Origin of the sequence: Sulfuricurvum sp. (assembly GCF_041651515.1) — a bacterium.
Classification (GTDB): domain Bacteria; phylum Campylobacterota; class Campylobacteria; order Campylobacterales; family Sulfurimonadaceae; genus Sulfuricurvum.
On record NZ_JBAZJF010000001.1, the window covers coordinates 381,072 to 402,688 of the forward strand.

18 protein-coding genes are annotated in these 21,617 nt (G+C 41.7%); 10 read left to right on the forward strand and 8 right to left on the reverse strand.

All coding sequences use genetic code 11. The features are described 5' to 3' along the window. Nucleotides 1–80: 80 nt before the first annotated feature. The 8 genes from WC407_RS01910 to WC407_RS01945 form a co-directional block, all read right to left on the reverse strand. Complete coding sequence (locus WC407_RS01910) at nucleotides 81–2,714, reverse strand: tetratricopeptide repeat protein (RefSeq protein ID WP_373020616.1); 2,634 nt, start codon at nucleotides 2,712–2,714, stop codon at nucleotides 81–83. Continuing rightward, a complete protein-coding gene (locus WC407_RS01915; protein ID WP_373020618.1) occupies nucleotides 2,711–4,171 on the reverse strand; it encodes a hypothetical protein in 1,461 nt (486 codons plus the stop codon). The genes WC407_RS01910 and WC407_RS01915 overlap by 4 nt, the downstream gene beginning before the upstream one ends. Nucleotides 4,172–4,262: 91 nt before the next feature. Continuing rightward, nucleotides 4,263–4,757, reverse strand: a complete 495-nt coding sequence (locus tag WC407_RS01920; protein ID WP_373020622.1) for an HIT domain-containing protein — start codon at nucleotides 4,755–4,757, stop codon at nucleotides 4,263–4,265. Then, entirely contained in the window at nucleotides 4,757–6,199 is a 1,443-nt protein-coding gene (locus WC407_RS01925) for a Mur ligase family protein (protein ID WP_373020624.1), read from the reverse strand. Before WC407_RS01925 ends, WC407_RS01920 begins: the two co-directional genes overlap by 1 nt. A 9-nt stretch (nucleotides 6,200–6,208) precedes the next feature. Further along, nucleotides 6,209–6,943, reverse strand: coding sequence for an alpha/beta fold hydrolase (locus tag WC407_RS01930; RefSeq protein ID WP_373020626.1), 735 nt, complete (start codon nucleotides 6,941–6,943; stop codon nucleotides 6,209–6,211). A 2-nt stretch (nucleotides 6,944–6,945) separates the two neighbouring features. Beyond that, nucleotides 6,946–7,983, reverse strand: a complete 1,038-nt coding sequence (locus WC407_RS01935) for a D-alanine--D-alanine ligase (RefSeq protein WP_373020628.1) — start codon at nucleotides 7,981–7,983, stop codon at nucleotides 6,946–6,948. Between the two features lie 10 nt (nucleotides 7,984–7,993). Next, nucleotides 7,994–8,557 (reverse strand): Holliday junction branch migration protein RuvA, encoded by a 564-nt coding sequence (gene ruvA / locus WC407_RS01940; protein WP_373020632.1) that lies wholly within the window; start codon nucleotides 8,555–8,557, stop codon nucleotides 7,994–7,996. Then, nucleotides 8,554–10,455: a flagellar assembly protein A gene (locus WC407_RS01945; RefSeq protein WP_373020634.1), complete on the reverse strand. Its 1,902-nt coding sequence runs from the start codon at nucleotides 10,453–10,455 to the stop codon at nucleotides 8,554–8,556. The genes ruvA and WC407_RS01945 overlap by 4 nt, the downstream gene beginning before the upstream one ends. Before the next feature lie 85 nt (nucleotides 10,456–10,540). Here WC407_RS01945 and murJ point away from each other — a divergent pair, with 85 nt between their 5' ends. The 10 genes from murJ (at nucleotide 10,541) to WC407_RS01995 (ending at nucleotide 21,560) form a co-directional block, all read left to right on the forward strand. Continuing rightward, entirely contained in the window at nucleotides 10,541–11,944 is a 1,404-nt protein-coding gene (gene murJ, locus WC407_RS01950) for a murein biosynthesis integral membrane protein MurJ (RefSeq protein ID WP_373020636.1), read from the forward strand. 14 nt (nucleotides 11,945–11,958) lie between these two features. Beyond that, on the forward strand, nucleotides 11,959–13,356 hold the full coding sequence (gene cysS / locus WC407_RS01955; RefSeq protein ID WP_373020638.1) for a cysteine--tRNA ligase: 1,398 nt from the start codon (nucleotides 11,959–11,961) through the stop codon (nucleotides 13,354–13,356). Continuing rightward, nucleotides 13,353–15,062, forward strand: coding sequence for an ABC transporter ATP-binding protein (locus tag WC407_RS01960; RefSeq protein WP_373020640.1), 1,710 nt, complete (start codon nucleotides 13,353–13,355; stop codon nucleotides 15,060–15,062). The genes cysS and WC407_RS01960 overlap by 4 nt, the downstream gene beginning before the upstream one ends. Nucleotides 15,063–15,125: 63 nt before the next feature. After that, nucleotides 15,126–16,181: a quinone-dependent dihydroorotate dehydrogenase gene (locus WC407_RS01965; RefSeq protein ID WP_373020642.1), complete on the forward strand. Its 1,056-nt coding sequence runs from the start codon at nucleotides 15,126–15,128 to the stop codon at nucleotides 16,179–16,181. Between the two features lie 44 nt (nucleotides 16,182–16,225). Beyond that, entirely contained in the window at nucleotides 16,226–17,485 is a 1,260-nt protein-coding gene (locus WC407_RS01970; RefSeq protein WP_373020647.1) for a M16 family metallopeptidase, read from the forward strand. Beyond that, nucleotides 17,482–18,375 (forward strand): 4-hydroxy-tetrahydrodipicolinate synthase, encoded by an 894-nt coding sequence (gene dapA, locus WC407_RS01975; RefSeq protein WP_373020649.1) that lies wholly within the window; start codon nucleotides 17,482–17,484, stop codon nucleotides 18,373–18,375. The genes WC407_RS01970 and dapA overlap by 4 nt, the downstream gene beginning before the upstream one ends. Nucleotides 18,376–18,382: 7 nt before the next feature. Beyond that, nucleotides 18,383–19,150: an enoyl-ACP reductase gene (locus WC407_RS01980; protein WP_373020651.1), complete on the forward strand. Its 768-nt coding sequence runs from the start codon at nucleotides 18,383–18,385 to the stop codon at nucleotides 19,148–19,150. 132 nt (nucleotides 19,151–19,282) lie between these two features. Continuing rightward, nucleotides 19,283–19,837, forward strand: coding sequence for a CDP-diacylglycerol--glycerol-3-phosphate 3-phosphatidyltransferase (pgsA, locus tag WC407_RS01985; protein ID WP_373020653.1), 555 nt, complete (start codon nucleotides 19,283–19,285; stop codon nucleotides 19,835–19,837). Next, nucleotides 19,834–20,886 (forward strand): RIP metalloprotease RseP, encoded by a 1,053-nt coding sequence (rseP, locus tag WC407_RS01990; protein ID WP_373020658.1) that lies wholly within the window; start codon nucleotides 19,834–19,836, stop codon nucleotides 20,884–20,886. Before pgsA ends, rseP begins: the two co-directional genes overlap by 4 nt. Next, nucleotides 20,883–21,560: a YggS family pyridoxal phosphate-dependent enzyme gene (locus WC407_RS01995; protein ID WP_373020660.1), complete on the forward strand. Its 678-nt coding sequence runs from the start codon at nucleotides 20,883–20,885 to the stop codon at nucleotides 21,558–21,560. Before rseP ends, WC407_RS01995 begins: the two co-directional genes overlap by 4 nt. Nucleotides 21,561–21,617 lie beyond the last annotated feature (57 nt).

Sequence of the window (21,617 nt, forward strand, 5' to 3'; positions counted from 1 at the left end):
AATATAAAGATCAGTAAGATTGCTAAAAGCCAGATAAGTCAACGTTAAAAGTAAAAAAATAATAAAAAATGGCATCAATATTACCAACGATAGTAAATGCTTGCATCACACACGTCGTAAGCATACGGAACAAATGATTTACCATTAGATATTGAGCTGTGATCAGAACATCCTATTCGTAACGATAAACCATCGTTGATTGTTCTGGATATCCATCCACCTGCTTTATACAAATAAATATTATTTTGAAATGAATATCCTAATCCACCCATAATATTTAATTCAAATTTATTCCCTAATGGAAGGGAAAAGTTTGTTGATGCATAGGTTCCATCTTCTCTTTTGGGTGAATAATAATCGGATGTAGGATGAGTATTCGCCAAATACCATCCATCAACCGACCATGACCAAAGTGCTTCCATTACGGGAATTTGAAAAAAACGATATTGGAACTGAGGAGTAAAAATAGTATTTTCCTTTTCATCTCGTGAAACATCAAAGGATGCCCACAACTCATTTTGATCTGGGAACAGTGCATAATCCGTCACTTGAATCGTTGTTAATGTATTCTTCTGTTGAAGTGGAATAATTGAATTCTTAATAAATCCAACGTTACGACGATACCCTATTAAACTGATTGAATGGGGGCCCGTTACATGTGTAAATCTAAGATAAGGATTAACCTCTGTACTCCCTTCGATATTATCTATAAATGCACCGGCTTCAAATGCTTCATTGCCTACAGATACAAATCCACTTTCCCCTTTTAACGAATCAGTGCTATTTTTAAAGCGGTACTCCCCCACTTTCGATTTAAATTCAATCTGTTTCTCTGTTGTATAACTTCCAATTAAATTGACGGATGAAACACTCACTCCTGCATTGTCTTTTAAGTGTTCAACAACCATACCCGTAGTGAGCTTTCCTCCTCCTTCAACAATCAGGTCTCTTTTTATCTCGCTATCTGCACGAAGAGGTTGATCATTTGAGAGGAGAGGTTCTTCTTCTATTTTGGATGGTGCTGATTCAGCTATAAAGTCAAATGTCTTTTTTATAGCTTCCGCTTCTTCTGTTTTACCCGATTCTTCAAGAATCTGAATGTAGCGTTTAGCATACTCGATATTCCCCGTTCGAATATATAATAAACGGTACTCACTCGCGGCACTATCAAGCTTTCCCTCACGGTATTGTCCCTCTGCCACTTCAATTTTATCATTTCCTGAAGATTGTATACTATCTGACACAACTATATCCGAAGATACTGCTTGACGTTCCTCCAACACACGTTGCATTGTTTGAATCAATTCATCCGCCTCAACTTTAACATCCGGTTCCATTGCAATAGGTTTTAAAACAGCTATAGCATTCTCGTATTCAGCCGCCCAATAAAGATTCTTTCCATAACCAAGCCAAGCAATCGGTGTATTCATCGCCGTTGCATATTGCTTCCAGTACAGCAACCCTTTTTGAGTCTGCTTCATACTGATCGCAATATTTCCCATTTCCATCAATAAAAGATTATTGTTAGTCAGTTTATACTGTTTTTCAAGATAAAAAAGAGCTTTTTCCGATTCGCCTGCCAACTGCAACAAATAGACAAGCCTTTCAAGTGCTTTTGGATTACCCTCTGCCATTTTTTCATATTGTTGAATCAAAGGGGTAAAATTTTTTTGATCGATCATAACCTCTTCAGATACCTCGCTATCCGAAGGATCTTCGCGTTGTAATTTAGCAAATAAGGAACTTGCTGTACCATTATCACCTCTCCATCTTGCAATATATGCTAAACTTTTTTCAGCATCATATCGTTGCTTAGGTGTTCCATACCGAAGAACTTCATTCAAGTTTTTATTTGCTAATTCATAGTTACCATTCCATGACTCTATTTGACCCGATATTAACAATGCTTCTAGATGGTTCTCTCCACTAATCCCATTCAAATAAACTAATGCTTCCGTATTCTTCCCTTCCCATGACAAATAACGAGCCAGTTCAATTTTACTTTGTGAATCAAAAGGGTTGATACGGCAATGATTTTTTAAAAAATCAATCTTTTTTTGTTCTTCTCTCGCGGTAGTATAAAATGCAACTACATTTTGTACATTTGGATAAGTTGGATTTTGGCGATATTGTTCTAGTGCATCGTTGATGGTTTGGGGTAAGACTTCAACCTTTTCTTGCGTTTTCACTTCTTCAGTTACCTTACCTACCTTTGTTTCAACAGTTTGTCCAGAAGGAAGAGATAAAGCGATGGTACGGGCCAATATAACGTTTGGTCCTTTATCAATTTGATTGTATAACTCTTTTAAAAAAGTACTGGTTATTGGTATATTAAATCGAATCAATATACGGTAAATATTTTCAGTCTCTTTCGGTGACATTAATGTCACTTTTGGTAAAAATTTTTCTTGATCTTTCGGCGTCGATAACTTGAAAGTTTTCAGAAGCTTCATATCCTCATCATATTGCTGAAACTCTTTTTTAATATTTTCAGCACCTACATGATTTTTGGTATTGATATTCTCAAAAAGGATACGCGCTTTCGCCGTTTCATTTTGATCCATTAGCCACCTAGCATAAATCAAACGGCTTTGAATATCTAAAGGATTTTTTTTAATATTATCTTTTAGAACTTTCTCATCCACCCATATGGCACCACTAAGTGTGCTATGCGCTAAAAGAGCACACAGCAACAAGGAGGTACGTTTGATCATACACTGTCCTTTTGTAAAAACGTATGATCAAAAAGATTCTCGTGACCTCCAAATAAAGCAGGAGCTTCAATCACTTTTTCAAAAGTTATATCCTCTTTAATCGATAAAAGCTTTTTCAAAAGAATATGAGAATCTTGTTCTTGTGCATTCATAAATAAGAGATAAATTTTATGATGTACTTCATCCAAATATGCGACATCTTCTTCACGAAAAGTAGTTTCAAAATTCTGATCTTCAAAAGGGACAGTATAGGCAAAAATAAAAATTGAAAATATTCGCCGAACACGTAGAGCTTCCTCTATCAAATCAACAAAACTGCTGGATGAATCAACGGTAGAAGATTGCTGACGATATTCAATCGTTTTGGAATAAAAAGGGACAGAAAGACTTTTTTCCAACGCTAAAATATAATCGGTTTGACGTGTCCCTAATCCAAATAATTCACCACTGCTATAAGAGTGGGCTTTCATCTTATCATCGGCTCGGACATACCCGTTTAAAAGCCATCCAAATGTTTTTACAAGTGGATTTTTTTCTTGTGCATAATGGTAAAAATTAAAAATCTCTTCTATTGTTTCTGAACTGTAAATAATTACATCAGTTTGTTCCCAAATTTCAGTAGAAAGCTCCGATATATTTCGAAATTGTCTTAAGGAGAGAGATGCTAAATTACCAAATAAATAGGCTGTCCAATTAATAATTTGCTGGTTTTGACTCACAAAAACAAAATTAAAAGTTGTTTTCTTCGAAATTTCTGCTTTAAAAGCCTTCTCATCTACCCTCTCTAATGTAACAACCGGTTTTAGCTCATCAGTAATAGTTTCATTGTGCTTTTCTTGAAGTACAAATTGGTTATTTCCAAATTTGAACATATAAGTCGAATGCTCAATCGGATAAAATGATGAAATAATTTTAACCAAACGCCCTCTTCGATCATTGTCATTTTCAATTGAGAGTGTTAAATCAGCAAAATTAAGAAGTGCATTATGTACCAAAATATAGTTGTCACTTGATTTCAACAAGGAGACAATTAGCTTAACTTTTCGACTCAATGCAAGGCGTGCAATCTCAGAAACAATTTGAAAAGTATCTGCTTGATCATTCATATCAAAAATCTGATCAATTCGTTGAAAATATAAAATCTGTACTTTAGTAGTATCAAGAATTTTTTCAATATCGTTTAAAAGGAAAGAAAGTCCATATCTCCCTTTTAATTCTCTCCATTGCTCAAACAAGAAAAAAATATGAGTGTATTCATATTTATTTTCTTTTAACATATTATTATAAATTTCTTGTTTTTTAAAATAGGTCTCTTTTGGAATAGCCACTAATTCTGCAGATTCATACTTCGTCTTAGAAAGAGATGCAAAAAAAGTAGCTAAAGTATTTTTACCAGCTCCTCTATCCCCTTCAATCAAAATCACTTCTGCTGTATTAACAGCTTCATGCAAAGTCATACAGAAATCCTTACTAATTAAATTCTTTAATACTAAAAATAAAATATAATTTTATCGTAAAATTATATTTTATTTTTATAATTTTCTAAGCTCAAAGCAGATTGAAGTTAGCCACCTCTTTTAGTTTCTGATATATTTTCTCAAAATCGGTAGAATACACCCGAGTTTCGGCGATAGCCGTAATAAAATTAGTATCCCGTTCCCATCTGGGAACCAGATGCAAATGGATATGTTCTGCAATACCCGCACCCCCGGCTTTGCCCAGATTCATCCCCAAATTGACACCATGTGCACCGAAGGACTCCTTAAGAAGCCGTACCCCTTTTTGAGCTAATGCGGTTATATGGAGCCACGTGTTCGGATCAAGTGATTCAAGCGCATCGGTGTGATGATGAGGGATAATCATAAAATGGCCCGGAGTGTAGGGATATCGATTCATTACAATAAAACAGTGCTCATCACGGTACAAGACATGAAGGGACTCATCGTCCTGCGGATGGGTACTGATGTAGCAAAATACACATCCATCGATTTTTTCACCCGTTACATACTCATCGCGCCATGGAGCGTATAAAATGTTTTCCATCAGATAAAATTCGGCGCATCGTTAGCAAAGAGAATGATATCGCCAGCGCGAGTCACTTCACCCAATGTTTTAACCATTTGCGATTTATCCGCCAGCATAATTTTTTGAGGAACATGCAACTCTTTGTCAAACTGTGCGGCATTAAGTTGCCCGGTAATAATCGCAATATCAAAAACCCCGTTAATGGCATGGATCAGCTCACGGTTAAGCTCTTCGGTACTCTCGACAAGACCGGGAGTCACAATCACTTTACGACCGTTATGGAGTGAACATAAACGAACCCCCTCCAGCATTCCGTCAATGTTTCCATTGTAACCGTCATCAAGGATAATTTTTCCCCCCGCATCGATCCGCTCCAGTCGGTGTTCGACACTTTTAAGCTTTTCAACCGCATGGATAATCGCATCCGGTTCCATTCCCAATTCACGTGCAATCAAAATTGCCGCGTTGATATTGATAGTTTGGAATCCCCCCAAAACAGAAGTGTGAAAATGGTGCAGCTCTCCGTCCATATTCATATCAAAATCAGTCCCTTCCAACGTCGCTGTGAGATTCTGAATATCTTCACCGAAAAAGGTCACTTTCTCATGTGGCTGATCTGTTACTGAGGTATGGATAAATGCCCGTTTAAGACGATTTGAATGGATAATTTCAAGCTTTGTCCGCTGAATCCGTTCCAAGGTTTTAAAATATTCCAAATGTTGCGGCCCCACTTTTCCTACAACCACGATTTGAGGATGGAGTAATTGCGCTATCGCATAGATATCTCCGATCTCCCGAGCACCCGCTTCACAAATATAAACTTGTGCATTCAAAGGGAGCGATTCATTCACATCGCGGATAATCCCTCCGAGTGTATTGACACTGCGCGGCGTTGCATAAACATTGAACTTCGAAGAAAGGACTTGAGCAATAAAATTTTTCATCGACGTCTTGCCATAACTGCCGGTAACACAGATGATCGTCAATTCGCCCATCGAGGCTATTTTTTGTTTGGCTTGGCGTTTATAGGTCTCAAATAAAAATCGTTCCGTTCCCCATGAAAGAGCGTAAGCAAGTGCAAGCGGGAAGAAAACACTGTACACATGACAGAAGGCTTTTAACGTACAGACAAAATTTAAAAAGAGGGTAATGAAAATCAGCAAAATCAAAAAACGCTTGACCCGCCACGTCAATACCACTTTTTTATCGAGTTTACGATGCCACATGAAAATTGAAGGGGCAATCACTCCGTAGAAAAGAATCCAAAAATACTCGCCCGATACGTAATAGGCGATAAAAGGGAGAATAAAATAGACCAAATGCCACCAGCTTTTATGATGACGCAACACTACCCTCTCAATGCGATAATCGTACCATTGGAGGTTGGTAATCAGATACCACCCCAACGTCATAACAAAAAGGGTATTGGTTATAAATGCGGCTGTTTGTGTGTAATCCATCCTATTTCCTTAATGCTCTAAACTTTTTAATACACTTTTTTCAATCTCTTTGGCTACGCTAGCGCCCTGCTCCAAAAAGAAATAGTGGTCGCCATCGAATTCAACCACGTTGGACTCGGGGATGAGCTCTGCAATCTTATACGCTGTCCACAAAGGGGTTGCGGTATCTTGATGACCAAAGCAGAGCAATGCTTTACCTTTGAATGCACGAAACTTATCGGTAAAATCTTCATTAACGACTTGTTTGAATGTTTCATACATCGGCTGAGAAAGGCCTTGTGCATCGGGCGCAACAAAAAAACGGCGCAACGAGGTAAGTCCGCTGATTTTGAGTAATTTAAAGAGGGCAATTTTTAGACGGATTTTCAACGGTTTGGGTACTAAAATACCTGCTGAACCCACCAGTACCAGTAAATCGGGATTGAGAAGTGATGCTACTTTGCCTCCGAATGAGTGCCCTAAAACAATCGTTTTATCGGCTTCAATCATGGATAAGAAGGACTCTATAATAGTGGCATAATCATCCGTGGTAAGGGTCATATTACACGTGCTGTTGCCAAAACCCGGCATATCAATATAGATGTGGCGGAATTGCTTTAAATGAGCCGCAAACGCATGCTTCATCAAATTTTTATGAGACCCCCATCCATGCAGAAAAATCATATCAATATGAGAGGACGGGTTGAGTATTTCATAACTGATCGAAAAGGTGTGCTGTTTATACTGAACTGTTTTAACCGCCACGCTTATTTGCCTTTGGCTTGTGAAATAGAGTGAATATAATCGTAATTCACCCGAATCGCTTTTTTATCAGGCAATGAACCCAACAGTTTTTGAATCGCACCGCTGAAATCCTCAAAAAGGTAATTAGCCATTGACCCCGGAATCGGATTGACCTCATTGAGATACACTTCGCCGTCAATCTCGAAGAAATCACAACGGATTAATGCCCCTTCAAATAATGGGGAATAAATCGTTTTAAATGCATCCCGCAACTGAGTTACCAACGTATCGCTTACCGAAGCTTCTGCGACATTTCCGGAACGGGAGAAATCGAGATACTTTTTCTCAAAATCAAGGAATTCCGCTTTTTGAGGCTCTTCAACGATAGAGTAAGTAATCTCACCGCGCGCACTAAAACCTGCTAAGTTATACTCTTTGACCCCGGAAATAAACGGCTCAATAACAATAACCTCATCAAATTCAAACGCAACGTCCAACGCATAATCTAACTCGCTAGCATTACGAACAATACTCACACCGATAGAGCTTCCCAATCGAGCCGGTTTCACGATAAACGGATACGCTGTAGCAACTGCCCTTTTATCCTCTTTTCGGATCACTTCGAAAGGGAGTGTTTTGACTCCAAGCGATGCGGCGAACCATTTGGTATAATGCTTGTCAAAACTGAGCATAGAGGCCTCTTTACGAGGGCCGATAAACGGAATATGGAAAAAATCCATCAAAGCTGCGATAGAGCCATCTTCGCCATCCCCGCCGTGGATAAGGTTAAGAATAGGCATCTCATGTTTTTTTGATCCAAATAATCCGCGTTGTTCAAATCCGCCGTCCGTCAATACTAACTTTGGCATTTTACGGTGTTCGCCGCGTGAAAACGTAACAGCTTTCATTTTTGCCGGATCGATAAGGTAGAATTGATGATCCTGATCGCAAAAAATAAAACTAAGCTCAAAACGACTTAGCTTCTCTTTTACCGTGATAGCACTGACAATACTGATTTCGTGTTCAAAACTGGCTCCGCCGAATAAAATTGCTAATTTCACATGTTTCCTTTTAAAGTTTTTGTAATTGTTTCAATGCTTCTTTGACTAAAGAGGCCGTATCGGTTGCCGTGGATGCACTCAGGGCCTTGGCAATCTGTTCCCGTTTAAAACCAAGCGATTCGAGTGCCATAGACGCCTCGGTAGCAGCAGAACTTACCGACACTCCTGAATTTAACAGCAGCGCATCAAATCCGGCTAATTCAACCATAATTCGAGCTGCACTTTTGGGTCCGATTCCCGGAACTTTTTTAAGTGCATTGACATCTTTGGATGAAATAATACCCGCAAACTGCTCCGGCGTAAAGGTTGAGCAAATAGCCAATGCCGCTTTGGGACCGATTCCGTTAATTTTTAACATCCCCTCAAACAGAATTTTTTCACTTTTTTGGGCAAATCCATAGAGTTGTTGTGCATCCTCACGAATAATATGAGCCGTGTGAATTTTACATCGTTCAGACGATAGAGCCCCATACGTATGCAGCGAAATAAAAACTTCATAAACGACGCCGCTTACATTAAGATGGAGCAAAGTAGGCTCTTTATATTCTACTATACCGTCTAATCCTACAATCATTTATTCAACACCTTTATTGAAAAACTTCCATCTTCGTCTTTATGCAAGCCCAAAAATTTCTCATCACTGTTCTCGGAGGGAACATACACTACTTCAATATCAGGATCAATCAGTTTGAAAATAATCTCATTATGATTTTTCCAGCGATCATGGTTAATAATACGAGCTTCAAAAATATCACTTTGTAAAGCAGACATTTGACTGGTTAGCCGTTCCAATTGATCTTTTTTCTCTTTTAATTCGCCCCGCAGCGATTCGAGTTTTTGTTTAAAATCTTGAAACTGCCGATATTTTTGGACGAACGCGACAGGCAAGGTAATCCCGTTGCTTTTATAATGGGCAAGTTTACGTTTGAGTTCTTCCATCGCGGGACCGTTTTCTAAATCCGTTTTTTCATATCCTTCCAACTCTTTTTGAATAGAATTAACGGCTGTCTTTACCTCAATGATTTTTTTCGTCTGTTCTGCCAAACTCTCTCTCGATTCATTCAATAAGGGGTCAATAATAAACTGATTTTCCCCACCCATTAAGTGGTGTATCTCAATCGTATGCGAAGCTGTCATTTTTACATGTGAACCCAGTGTCTCAACCGTAATATATTTTGCTCTAATTTTCCCCCCGGTAGCCTGCTGAACACTCACTTTCTCAGATTCAACGCTCCCTTGTTCCAAACGGGTAATCTGAATGTTTTTACCATAAGCTTCCCCTTTGAGAATATTAATTTTCAATTCATCGGCCCTGATTACAGCACTTTGATGAACTTGACCGTCAATGCTGGCTTTCTTTGCCGTAACCTTGGCATTCGCACCGACATTTCCCTCAACATTGATGACATTGACCGTAACCTCCATCCCTATTCCGATGGCGTCTTTAAACGGATCTTTTTCTTTTACATTGATCGAAACATCCGCATCCATTTGTGAATCAATGGAACCGGTCGTTTTAAAGCTGATTTCGGTGACATCCATTTCGGTTCGGATATCATACATCCCCCCCTCATAGGTGACATATCCTCCGCTTTTGGCTCGATATTCAATTGTTGTCGGAGTATCAATAACGGTAATTTTTTCCCCTGTCGTAAATGTAGGTTCATAACGGACAATCGGCTCTTTAGAAGCAATAAAATCTCCTCTACAGCTACGGCCATCCCCTCCCCGTAAAGGTTTAATGTATTCAATCAACAACTCATTTTCAACCGCGCTGATCAAATATCCCCGTTTGGCGTAATCAATCCGTCCATTCTCATCTTGGTTTTGACGGTTAACTTCAAAATGGAGAATCAATTTATCATTAGTCGTCGGAACCGGCTCATAAGATTGTGCAATCAAATAGCGTTCTTGCACTTCAAAATGATATTCTCCGGCAATTCGAATTTTGGCAAGGAGCTCTCCCAAATTTTTCGGCATAACGGAATCAAATAATCCGATCATCAAATTGGCGCGGAGCTTTTTTTTGTTTACCGCCACCAGAAAATCCTGTTCAAATGACTCATAATAACGGACAATGCTTCCGGCTTTAATCGTTAAATATATTTTACACAGTGTAGAATTTCCACCAATAGACATCTCAATAGAGTCCAATGGGCTAAGTTCAGAAATAACAAAAATTTCAATTTCATAGGTTTGTTTAAGTTCAAATTTCGGGTTGAGAAAATGTTCTTCGGTGATATCTTTGACCTCATCCGCAGTAAGTTCAATCCAATCTTCTAATCCCACTTCGCCATTTAATCGGCTAAACGTCTGGGTATCAAGAAGTTTAAAATCTAAAGATTGAACAGGAATTTTAGCATTTGATGCGACTTGCAACAACTCTTTGGCAACATTCCCGGTACGAACAATAATTGGCTTCATCTGTGATACGGATGGCTCACTCTCATTCTCTTTGGCAAACAGTCCCATAATTTCCCTTTCTAAACAGTGAGCCTATTTTAATCACATATTCGTTAAACTTTCGTAAAACTTTATTGTAGGCACTGCATAACGTATGTTTAAATCCATATTCTCCAATTCTTTTGGCATTCTAATCTCGCGTATAACAGGACTGGCACGCGATATTTTAATGACATCGGCTTTGGGTGCCAATATGTGGAGTGATATCTTTTTTATGGCCTTCAAATTTCCGAATCTCTTTCGGCGTATTTTTGCGGAAGGCTCCTTTACCCAAAGCTTCATGCCCTCGTACATTGCTTCAAAACAAAAAAGTGTCTTTGCGATAGCTATTTTCATCCGTTTTATGATTTTTATTGTCGCTTTGTCCCTATTGGTAACTCTGTTTCCGGCATTTTTCACAAAACTGCTAGCCTGGGATTGGGATACCGAACTTATCTCTAAAACCGCCCCCCTGACAACCATTAACTTTTGGTACTTGGATCTTATTTTTATCGTTACCTTTTTAGGGACACTGCTCCAACATAAAGAACATTTTTTTACGACCGCATTTTCAACCGTATGGCTGAATATTGCCATGATTGCTTCCTTACTCCTGTTTAGCCAAAGCGATCCGAAAACGATCGTCTACGCGTTAAGTTTTTCGATTTTGGTCGGTGGAGCGTTTCAAGTACTGACCCACCTTTACACCATCCGCCAAAAAGGGCTTTTAAAAATCCTGATCGGAGGGTGGAATTACCGAAAAACCAAAAATGTCAAAGCCGAAGAATCCAAATTTGCTTCCCTCTTTTTTCCTTCGGTTTTGGGTAATTCGACGGCTCAAATCGCTTCGTTTATTGATACCTCTTTGGCATCGTTTTTAGCAGCAGGTTCGGTATCGTATCTCTTTTATGCCAACCGAATTTTTCAACTCCCTTTTGCCATTATTGCGTTAGCCATTACCACCGCACTCTTTCCTACGATCGCCAAAGCGATTAAAAATGAAAATCATACCCTTGCCTACAAAAATCTTACTAAATCATTTTGGCTGCTTAGCGCTTTATTAGGCATATCGGTACTGGGGGGGGTGCTCTTAGCCGAACCCATCATTTGGCTCTTATTTGAACGAGGGCATTTCACCATTACCGATACGCACAACACCGCGAATGTGTTAATGATGTATATGGTAGGCTTAGTCCCTTTCGGACTTGCAAAACTTTTTTCGCTCTACCTGTATGCCATGCACAAACACATCAAAGCCGCTAAAATTGCCGCAGCATCACTTATCATCAATCTTATTTTTTCCCTTATTCTTATGAAACCGATGGGGGCGGCCGGATTGGCATTGGCAGGAAGTATCGGCGGTGCAGTGCAAATGATACTTACGATACGAGAAGTGGGCTGGGCAATCTTTTTTGATATTCTAAAAACAAAAACAACCGTTTACTTTATTGCCGGTATGAGCATATTTGGGGTACTATTTTATACTTTAAATCTATATTTGCTAAACTTGATACGTTAATGACTAGGGGTTCCATGTTTATTTATGACAGTGTAAAAAAATCCAAACTACCGTTTAAATCCCTCATAGAAGGGAAAGTATCCCTCTATGTCTGCGGACCTACCGTGTATGATGACGCTCATCTTGGGCACGCTAAAAGCGCACTCGTATTTGATCTTCTCTGTCGTGTATTAGAAGCAAAAGGGTATGATGTTCTCTTCGCTCGAAACATTACCGATATCGACGATAAAATCATCAATAAAGCACGTGAATTAGGGGTAAGCACCCGCGAAATAGCCGAGCGATACAGTGCTGCTTATCACCGTGATATGGATGCGATAGGGGTCAAAGCTCCGACATTGGAGCCCAAAGCAACGGAATCTATCGGTGCAATGTGCGATATGATCCAAAAGCTGCTGGATAGACATCATGCCTACACTATCAGCAACGGAGACATCTATTTTGATACCTCCAGCGATAAAAGCTATCTGAGCCTTTCCAACCGCCAAAGTATGGAAAATATCAGCCGCGTCGAAAAAGTGAGCGAGAAAAAAAATGAAGCCGACTTCGCCCTTTGGAAAGCCGTTCATGATGATAGTGTAGCTTTTGATTCTCCCTTTGGACGCGGACGCCCGGGATGGCATTTGGAATGTTCGGCAATGATAGAACACTATGTAAGCGACGGCGTTCATGAATATGCAATTGATATCCACGGCGGCGGAGCAGACCTTCTTTTTCCTCACCATGAAAACGAAGCGGCACAAACCCGCTGCGCAACGAACCATGAACTGGCAAAGTACTGGATGCACAACGGATTTGTCACAATAGACGGTGAAAAAATGTCCAAAAGCTTAGGAAACAGTTTTTTTCTCAAAGACGCTCTCAAAGCCTACGATGGAGAAGTATTACGATTTTATCTTCTTAGCACCCACTACCGAGGGGATTTTAATTTTAATGAAGAAGACCTGCTCGGTTCCAAACGTCGTCTTGATCGTCTCTATCGCCTCAAAAAGCGCCTTTTCGGGCTCACCGCTCCAATAATTGAAACGGAATTCAGAAAAGCCCTGTTGGAAGCGTTGGGAGATGATTTGAATGTCTCTCGTGCCTATGCCCTGATCGATGAGCTCATTGCCGATGCGAACGAAATGCTCGATGCAAATCCTAAAGATAAGCTCTATCGACAAAGCCTACTCTCTTCACTCTCCACAATCGAAACGGTTTTGGGATTCGGGGGGCAAAATCCGTATGAATATTTTCAGTTCGGTCTGGATACGGCGGCTAAAGTAAAAATTGATGATTTAATCGCGAAACGGACTCTTGCCAAAAAAGAAAAAGATTTTGCCGCGTCCGATGCACTTCGCGATGAGCTAACGGCGTTAGGGGTTTCTATTATGGATACTCCTGCAGGAACTTTTTGGGAGATACGAGATTGAAAAAAACTATTAGCTACTATTTGCCTTACATGAAAGGATATAGACTTCAATATATCCTCGTAGTCATTGGAATTGTACTAACCGTAACAGCTACTGCGGCGACAGCTCACATCATGAAACCGATTATGGACGATATGTTTATTGCCAAAGATCCCAAAATGCTCTACCTGATACCTCTGATGTTGATTGTGATTTACATTGCGAAATCGGCAGGGCGCTATTTACAATCGGTTTATACCAATTATATCGGTCTGCATATTGTCTCGCGTCTCCGTGAAGATCTCTTAGCCAAAATGATTCACATGGACATGCGATTTTTGTATCTTAATCGAAGCGGTGAACTGATCTCTCGTATTACCAATGATATCGCTCGGGTGCAATATTTTGTCTCGACAATGCTCCCGGAGCTTATCCGCGAATCCCTCACTGTTTTAGCCCTCGTGGGTTACGTCATTTATTTAAATGCCGTCTTATCGTTTTGGGCGCTCATCGTTATGCCGACCGTCATTTATCCATTGATTTTAATTGCCAAACGACTCAAAAAACTTTCCCACCGTTCTCAAGAGAAAAATGCCGATGTACTCACCCGTCTGACGGAAGTGTTCAATAACAGTGAAATCATTAAAGCGAATGCTACGGAAGCCTACGAAATGAACCGTTTTTCTGACGAAAACGAACGGTTTTTCCATATAAATATGAAATCAACCTACACCAATGAGCTTGTCTCTCCGATTATGGAAATCATCGCCGCAATCGGTCTATCCGCCGTTATTTTCGTCGGAGGGCAAGAGGTGTATGCCGGAGCGATGAGCGTCGGAGAGTTCACCGCCTTCTTAACGGCAGTCGGACTGGTATTCCAGCCATTGCGCCGTGTAAGCTCCATTTACGGTAAAATCCAAGATGCCCAAGCAGCTACCGAACGGGTATTCGATATATTTGAACTCGAAAATAGAGTCACAGACGGTCCGATAGTATTCGATGAACCGATACAATCCATCGAGTTTCGCGATGTAACGTTGAAATTTGGGGACAAAACGGCTCTTTCTCAATTAAATCTCTCTATTCATGCAGGACAGACCGTTGCTCTCGTCGGACAAAGCGGCGGCGGTAAAAGCTCATTGGTCAATTTGCTGCTCCGTTTTTATGACCCCGATACCGGGAGCGTAATCCTCAATAATCGCAATGCAAAAGAGTACACACAAAACTCTCTGCGTCATCAAATTGCTGCCGTTTCGCAGCGGGTCTATATCTTCCAGGATACGTTGGCCGCCAATGTAGCATACGGAGCCGATATAGATGAAGAACACGTTAAAGCAGCACTCAAAATGGCCGATGCGTTTGAATTTGCTAATGCCCTTCCTGAGGGAATATATACGATGATGCAGGAGTTCGGTTCCAATCTCTCAGGAGGTCAGCGCCAACGTATCGCCATTGCCCGAGCAATCTACAAACACGCATCCTTACTGATTTTAGACGAAGCAACCAGCGCTCTGGATAATGAAAGTGAAAAAAGAATTCAAGCTGCATTGGAAGCCTATGCTAAAGATAAAATCACCATTATGATTGCCCATCGCCTCAGTACTATTGAACACGCTGACGTTATTTTGTATTTCGAAGAAGGGCAAATCGTTGATCGTGGAAGCCACAACGAGCTTTTGGCTACATCCGAAGCATACCGACGTCTTGCAGGCAAAATGGGAGAATAAAGAGTTGTTAATCCTTTTTTGAGTATAATCGCATCAATTTTTTGTATATAGAGGTAGGGTCAAATGATCGATTACGAATCTCTCAAACCGTGGTTATTTAAACTGCAGCCCGAAAGTGCCCATACCCTTGCTGCCGCACTCTTACGCAGTGCCGATTTTTGTCCTCCCCTGTTTAACAAATGGATCGCTAAAAATTTCATAACCCATCCCTCCCTGTCCCAAGAACTTTTCGGGCGAACGTTTCTCAATCCCGTAGGTCTTGCCGCAGGATTTGATAAAAATGCAACAATGTTTCAAGGCGTTTTATCCATGGGGTTCGGTTTTACCGAAATCGGCACCCTCACCCCAAAACCCCAAGAGGGGAATCCGCGTCCACGCCTATGGCGCCATATTGAAGAAGAATCCCTCCAAAATGCGATGGGATTTAATAATGACGGAGTTTTTCGCATTTCTCACCGCCTCAAGAGCATCTATCCGTTCAGTACCCCTATCGGTGTCAACATCGGAAAAAACAAACTTACCCCGGATGATAAAGCGATCAAAGATTACACCACCCTGATCAAAGCACTTCACAGTTATGCGGATTATATGGTTATCAATATCTCATCGCCAAACACTCCGGGGTTGCGTGATTTGCAAAACGAAGCGTTTATCACGCAGCTGTTCAGCGAAGCAAAAGCGATCACCTCCAAACCGATTTTACTTAAAATTTCCCCCGATATGTCCGAAGATCAAGCCGTCAGCCTCTGTGCCCACGCCGTGGAGAGCGGAGCAGACGGAATCATCGCGACCAATACGACGATCGATTACTCGCTGGTCAGTGAACCCGAAGAGATCGGGGGACTCAGCGGTGAAGTCCTAAGAGAGCGCAGTTTTTATATTTTTGACGCCATTGCCCGCGAGCTTTACGGAAAAACGACCCTTATCAGCGTCGGCGGTATTTCAACACCCGAAGAGGCGTATCGCCGTATCCGCGCCGGAGCTTCTCTGGTGCAGGTTTACAGTGCCCTGATTTTTAAGGGGATGGAAGTGGTCGAAGAGATCAACAGCGGTTTGATCGATCTCATCGCGCAGGATGGCTACACCTCGATTACCCAAGCTATCGGTGCTGATCGCTGATCATGAAAGCCTTCACCGGATTATTTTTACTTTTAGGAACCCTAATGGCCTCATCTTTGCCTCATTATGAAACGACAATCTTAGACAATGGCCTTCAAGTCGTTGCAATCCCCTTGGATAACGGTTCCAAAGTTATTTCGACCGATATTTTTTACAAAGTGGGAAGTCGAAACGAAGTGATGGGGAAAAGCGGGATTGCCCACATGCTTGAACACATGAACTTCAAATCGACGAAAAAACTCAAAGCCGGAGAATTTGACGAAGAGGTTAAAAGCATCGGAGGACTCAACAATGCTTCCACCGGTTTTGACTTTACCCATTATTACATCAAATCAAGTAATGAAAATCTTCCTAAATCGCTCTCATTGTTTGCAGAATTAATGGAGCATCTCAACCTCAAAGACGAAGAGTTTCAACCGGAACGTAACGTCGTTGCGGAAGAACGCCGCTGGAGAACCGATAATAACCCTATGGGGTATTTGTATTTTCGCCTCTTTAACAGTGCGTACGTTTATCATCCCTACCACTGGACGCCGATCGGATTTATGAACGACATCCAAACTTGGAGCTTAGAAGATATTCAGAAATTTCATCAAACCTACTATCAACCTAAAAACGCGATTTTGGTGGTTACCGGCGATATTAAACCTGAGCAAGTTTTTACCGAAGCCAAAAAACAGTTTGGAACCATTGCCAATACCCTTGATATCCCATCGGTTAAAACCATCGAGCCGGAGCAAGACGGTGCACGCCGTGTTATCGTCAATAAAGAGAGTGAAGTGGAAATGCTTGCGATCAGTTTCCCCATCCCTAATTTTCAGCATCCCGATCAGCCTAAACTCTCTGCCATGAGCGAAATGCTCAGTTCAGGGAAAAGCTCAAAACTAAACCGGATATTGGTGGACGAAAAACGGCTTGTAAACCAAATCTATGCCTATAATATGGAAAATATCGATCCGGGCGTATTTCTTTTTTTAGCGGTGTGTAATAATGGGGTAAAAGCAGAAACCGTTGAAGAAGAGATTTGGAAAGTGATCCGATCGCTCCAAGAAAAAGTGGTGGAACAAGCAGAACTCGACAAAGTCAAGATCAATACCAAAGCCGATTTTATCTACTCATTGGAGAGTTCTACATCGGTAGCCGAATTATTCGGCAGTTATTTGGCACGCGGAGATATTGCACCTTTGGAAAAATACGAAAAATCGATCATTGCGCTAAAACCATCCGACATTCAGCAAGCAGCGCAGCAGTATCTTGATCCTAATAAATCAACGACACTTATTCTGAGAAAAGGGAAAAAATGAACATTGTGACCGGTTCAACAACCGCCTTAATCACCCCGTTTAAAAATGGACAATTAGACGAGCAAAAATATGCTGACCTGATCAAAAGACAAATCAAACATGGCATTAATGCCGTCTGTCCCGTCGGGACGACTGGGGAAAGTGCGACCTTAACCTATGATGAAGATAGACGATGTATGGAAATCGCTGTTGAAGTGTGTCGCGGTACTGCGACAAAAGTTTTAGCCGGAGCGGGAAGCAATTCAACTGCGGAAGCGATAGAAGCGGCCAAAATGGCGCAAAAATGTGGTGTTGATGCTATATTTTCCGTCGCCCCTTATTATAACAAGCCTTCTCAAGAGGGGCTTTATCAGCACTATAAAGCGATTGCCCAATCGGTTCCTGAACTCCCGTTTATGCTTTACAATGTCCCTGGGCGAACCGTGGTCGATATCAGTGCCGATACGGTTATCCGCCTTTTCGATGATGTTAACAATATTTACGGAATCAAAGAAGCAACCGGAAGCATAGAACGCACCATCGAATTGCTTTCACGTAGACCTGAACTCAAAGTATTTTCCGGCGATGATGCTATCGACTATGCCATACTCGCTAATGGTGGGGCAGGAATCACATCGGTTACGTCAAATCTTCTACCCGATTTGAAAAGTCAACTGGTTGCCAAAGCCCTAAGTGGTGATTTGAGTGGCTCCAAAGCATTAAACGATGCTTTGTTCCCTATCAATAAAGCGCTATTTCTTGAATCGAATCCCGTTATGATCAAAGCGGCAATGTTCATTGCCGGACTGATCGATACCTTAGAATATCGTTTACCGCTCGTCGCACCAAGTATCGCCAACCTCAATCGGATCGAAGAGGTTATGAAAAATTACACTATTCAAGGAGCTTAATTTGTCAATGCAAGGGAAAACTCTACTCATCAGCGGCGGAACCCGCGGTATCGGAAAAGCAATCGTTTATGCGTTCGCCGCAAAAGGGGTAAATGTCGCATTTACCTATAATTCAAACAGTGAAATTGCCCAAGAAATTGCAAACGATGTTGAAAAAAATCATGGCGTCAAATGCCGTGGTTATGCACTTAATATTCTTGAACCGGATGAGTACAAAGAGGTCTATGCAAAATTTGACGAAGAGTTTGATCGCCTCGACTTTTTTATCTCGAATGCTATCATCTCCGGTCGTGCCGTCGTCGGCGGTTTCGGACCGTTTATGCGTCTCAAACCTAAAGGGTTGAACAATATCTATACCGCAACGGTTGATGCGTTTGTCGTCGGAGCTCAAGAAGCGGCAAAACGGATGGAAAAAACCGGCGGTGGTTCCATCATATCTATGAGTTCTACTGGAAATTTGGTGTATACTCCAAACTATGCGGGGCACGGAACCAACAAAGCAGCAGTCGAAGCGATGGTCCGTTACGCAGCAGCCGAACTGGGCGAAAAAGGGATCCGTGTTAATGCCGTCAGCGGCGGACCGATCGATACCGATGCACTCAAAGCTTTCCCGAACTACGAAGAGGTAAAAGGGGAAGTGATTAAACGCTCACCGCTTAGCCGTATGGGTGAAGCCGAAGATTTGACAGGGGCATGTTTATTCCTCTGCGGTAACGGTTCTTCATGGCTCACCGGACAAACCATCGTGGTAGACGGCGGAACGACGTTTCAATAAATTTAATACGGCTGCGGGCAAAGCCCGCTAGCCTACGTTAACACTGGGTTTGCTTCAGCAGCAGACTCACGGCGCTTGCGCCTTTTTAAAATCGCTAACGCGCTTTTTTAGAATTAATCAAAGGCTCACAGGGTGTTTAACCTTCCCAATCTCCTTGCTCTCTCTCGTCTCCTTATCGCTCCGGTAATGTTTTGGATTATCCTGAATCCGCAACTCTTTACCAATGCCGGATGGGATATTAGTTGGAACTATTATATGGCATCACTCCTTTTTGTGATCGCCAGTGCTACCGATTTTTTTGATGGCTATATCGCCCGTGAACTCGATCAAATCACCATTGTCGGACAGATTCTCGATCCGTTAGCCGATAAAATGCTCACTCTTGCCGCTTTTTTAGGGTTAATGATGAGCGGTGCCGCATCGGCATGGGCAATTTATATAATTATCGTCCGAGAGCTCTTTATCACGGGTCTTCGTACCCTCTCTCTCTCCGAGGGGATCGATATCAGTGCATCATGGGCAGGTAAAGTGAAAACAGTGGCGCAAATGATCGCGATAGGTTTTTTACTGATGCACTGGCCGCTCGCGGATGTTCTCCTTTGGATTGCCGTTGCATTAACCCTCTACTCCGGTGGTGAGTATCTCGTAGGATTTAGCAAAGCGTACACTAGTAAGGAGACAGTATGAGTTGGATCGAAGCGCTCGCCGTCTTATCGGCTATGATTTTCTTTCACGAACTGGGACATTACAGTGCTGCACGATTTTTTGGTGTTTATGTGGAAGTCTTCAGTATCGGTTTCGGTAAAAAACTAGGCTCCTTCATGTGGCTCAATACCCGTTGGCAAATATCCGCCATTCCGCTGGGCGGTTACGTCAAAATGAAAGGCCAAGATGACCTTGATCCTACTGCGCTCAGCAGTGATAACGACAGTTATAATTCTAAAAAACCGTGGCAACGGATCATTATCCTCCTCGCAGGACCGTTAGCCAATTTTCTGCTCGCTTGGATTTTATTGTTGGCAATCGCATTGGGCGGACCAAAAGCTCTCTCCCCGATTATCGGAAAAGTTCTCCCCGATTCACCGGCACACATTTCCGGATTACAAAGCGGTGATACCATCCTCACTATCAACGGTGAAGAGATCACAACGTGGAATGACGTATCCGACCATGTCAAATCCTCTCTCGGTGCATTGAATCTTCAAATTCAACGCTCTAATGCGATTCAAATCGTTGTCGTCACCCCAAAAATAACTGAATCTCACAATCTTTTCAAAGAGACAGTTTATCAACCTATGGTGGGAATTGCCGCTTCCGGTGCAACGATCACATTGAATCTAAGCCCGATAGATGCTCTCACCTATGCCACTAAAGAGACGTATAACTCCTCTTTACTCATCTTTCAAAGTGTCCAAAAACTTATCACCGGCGTTGTTCCGGCGAAAGAAGTCGGTGGCGTCGTCAGTATCGTGCAAATCACTGCTGATGCTACAGCGTATGGATGGATGAGTCTCTTTTTCTTCTCGGCCTTGATTTCAGTCAATTTGGGAGTGCTCAATTTACTGCCGATTCCTGCACTTGACGGTGGACATATTATGTTTAACCTGTATGAGATGATCCGACGAAAAGCCCCTAGTGAAGCAGTTATTACCCAGCTCACTATCGGCGGATGGATAATGCTCCTTGGGCTAATGTCATTAGGGCTGTACAACGATATCACGAGGCTAATGAAATGAGTATAATAGAACAAAAACGCCATTTTGACCGTATTATTGAACGGATAGAAAAAGCACGCTTGCGGGTCAGTGACCACCACATTGTCAAAATTGTCGCGGCGAGCAAATACGTTGATGCAGAAGCGATACGCGCACTCTATGCCATAGGGCAAAGAGCCTTTGGAGAGAACAAAGTCCAGGACCTAGTGACCAAAAGTGAAGTCTTGGAAGATTTACCGATTGAATGGCATTTCATCGGCTCATTGCAAAAAAATAAAATCAACCATCTTTTAGCCCTCAATCCCCACTTAGTTCACTCCATCGATTCGTTGGATCTTGCCCATGCCCTTAATGAAAGGCTTGCACGCGATGGAAAAACGCTTCGTGCGTTGGTGCAGGTGAATTCAGCGTATGAAGAGAGCAAATCAGGGTTCACACCCGAAGAATTTCAGGAGCGTTACGCCCAAATTCAGCAAGAATGTCCCCACTTGCATCTTCAAGGGATTATGAGTATCGGTGCTCACAGTAATGATATAACTGCGATCAAAAAAAGCTTCGAAACAACACGCCATTTATTTGAATTTCTCCCTGATGCTACCATCTGTTCAATGGGGATGAGCAGCGATTTTGAGCTAGCTATTGAATGCGGTGCAACCATGGTTCGATTAGGTTCAATCTTGTTTCCGAAATCGTAGTTTTTTACAAAAAATCCTTATTAATCCACTAAGACTTGCCCAAGCTATGTTATAATC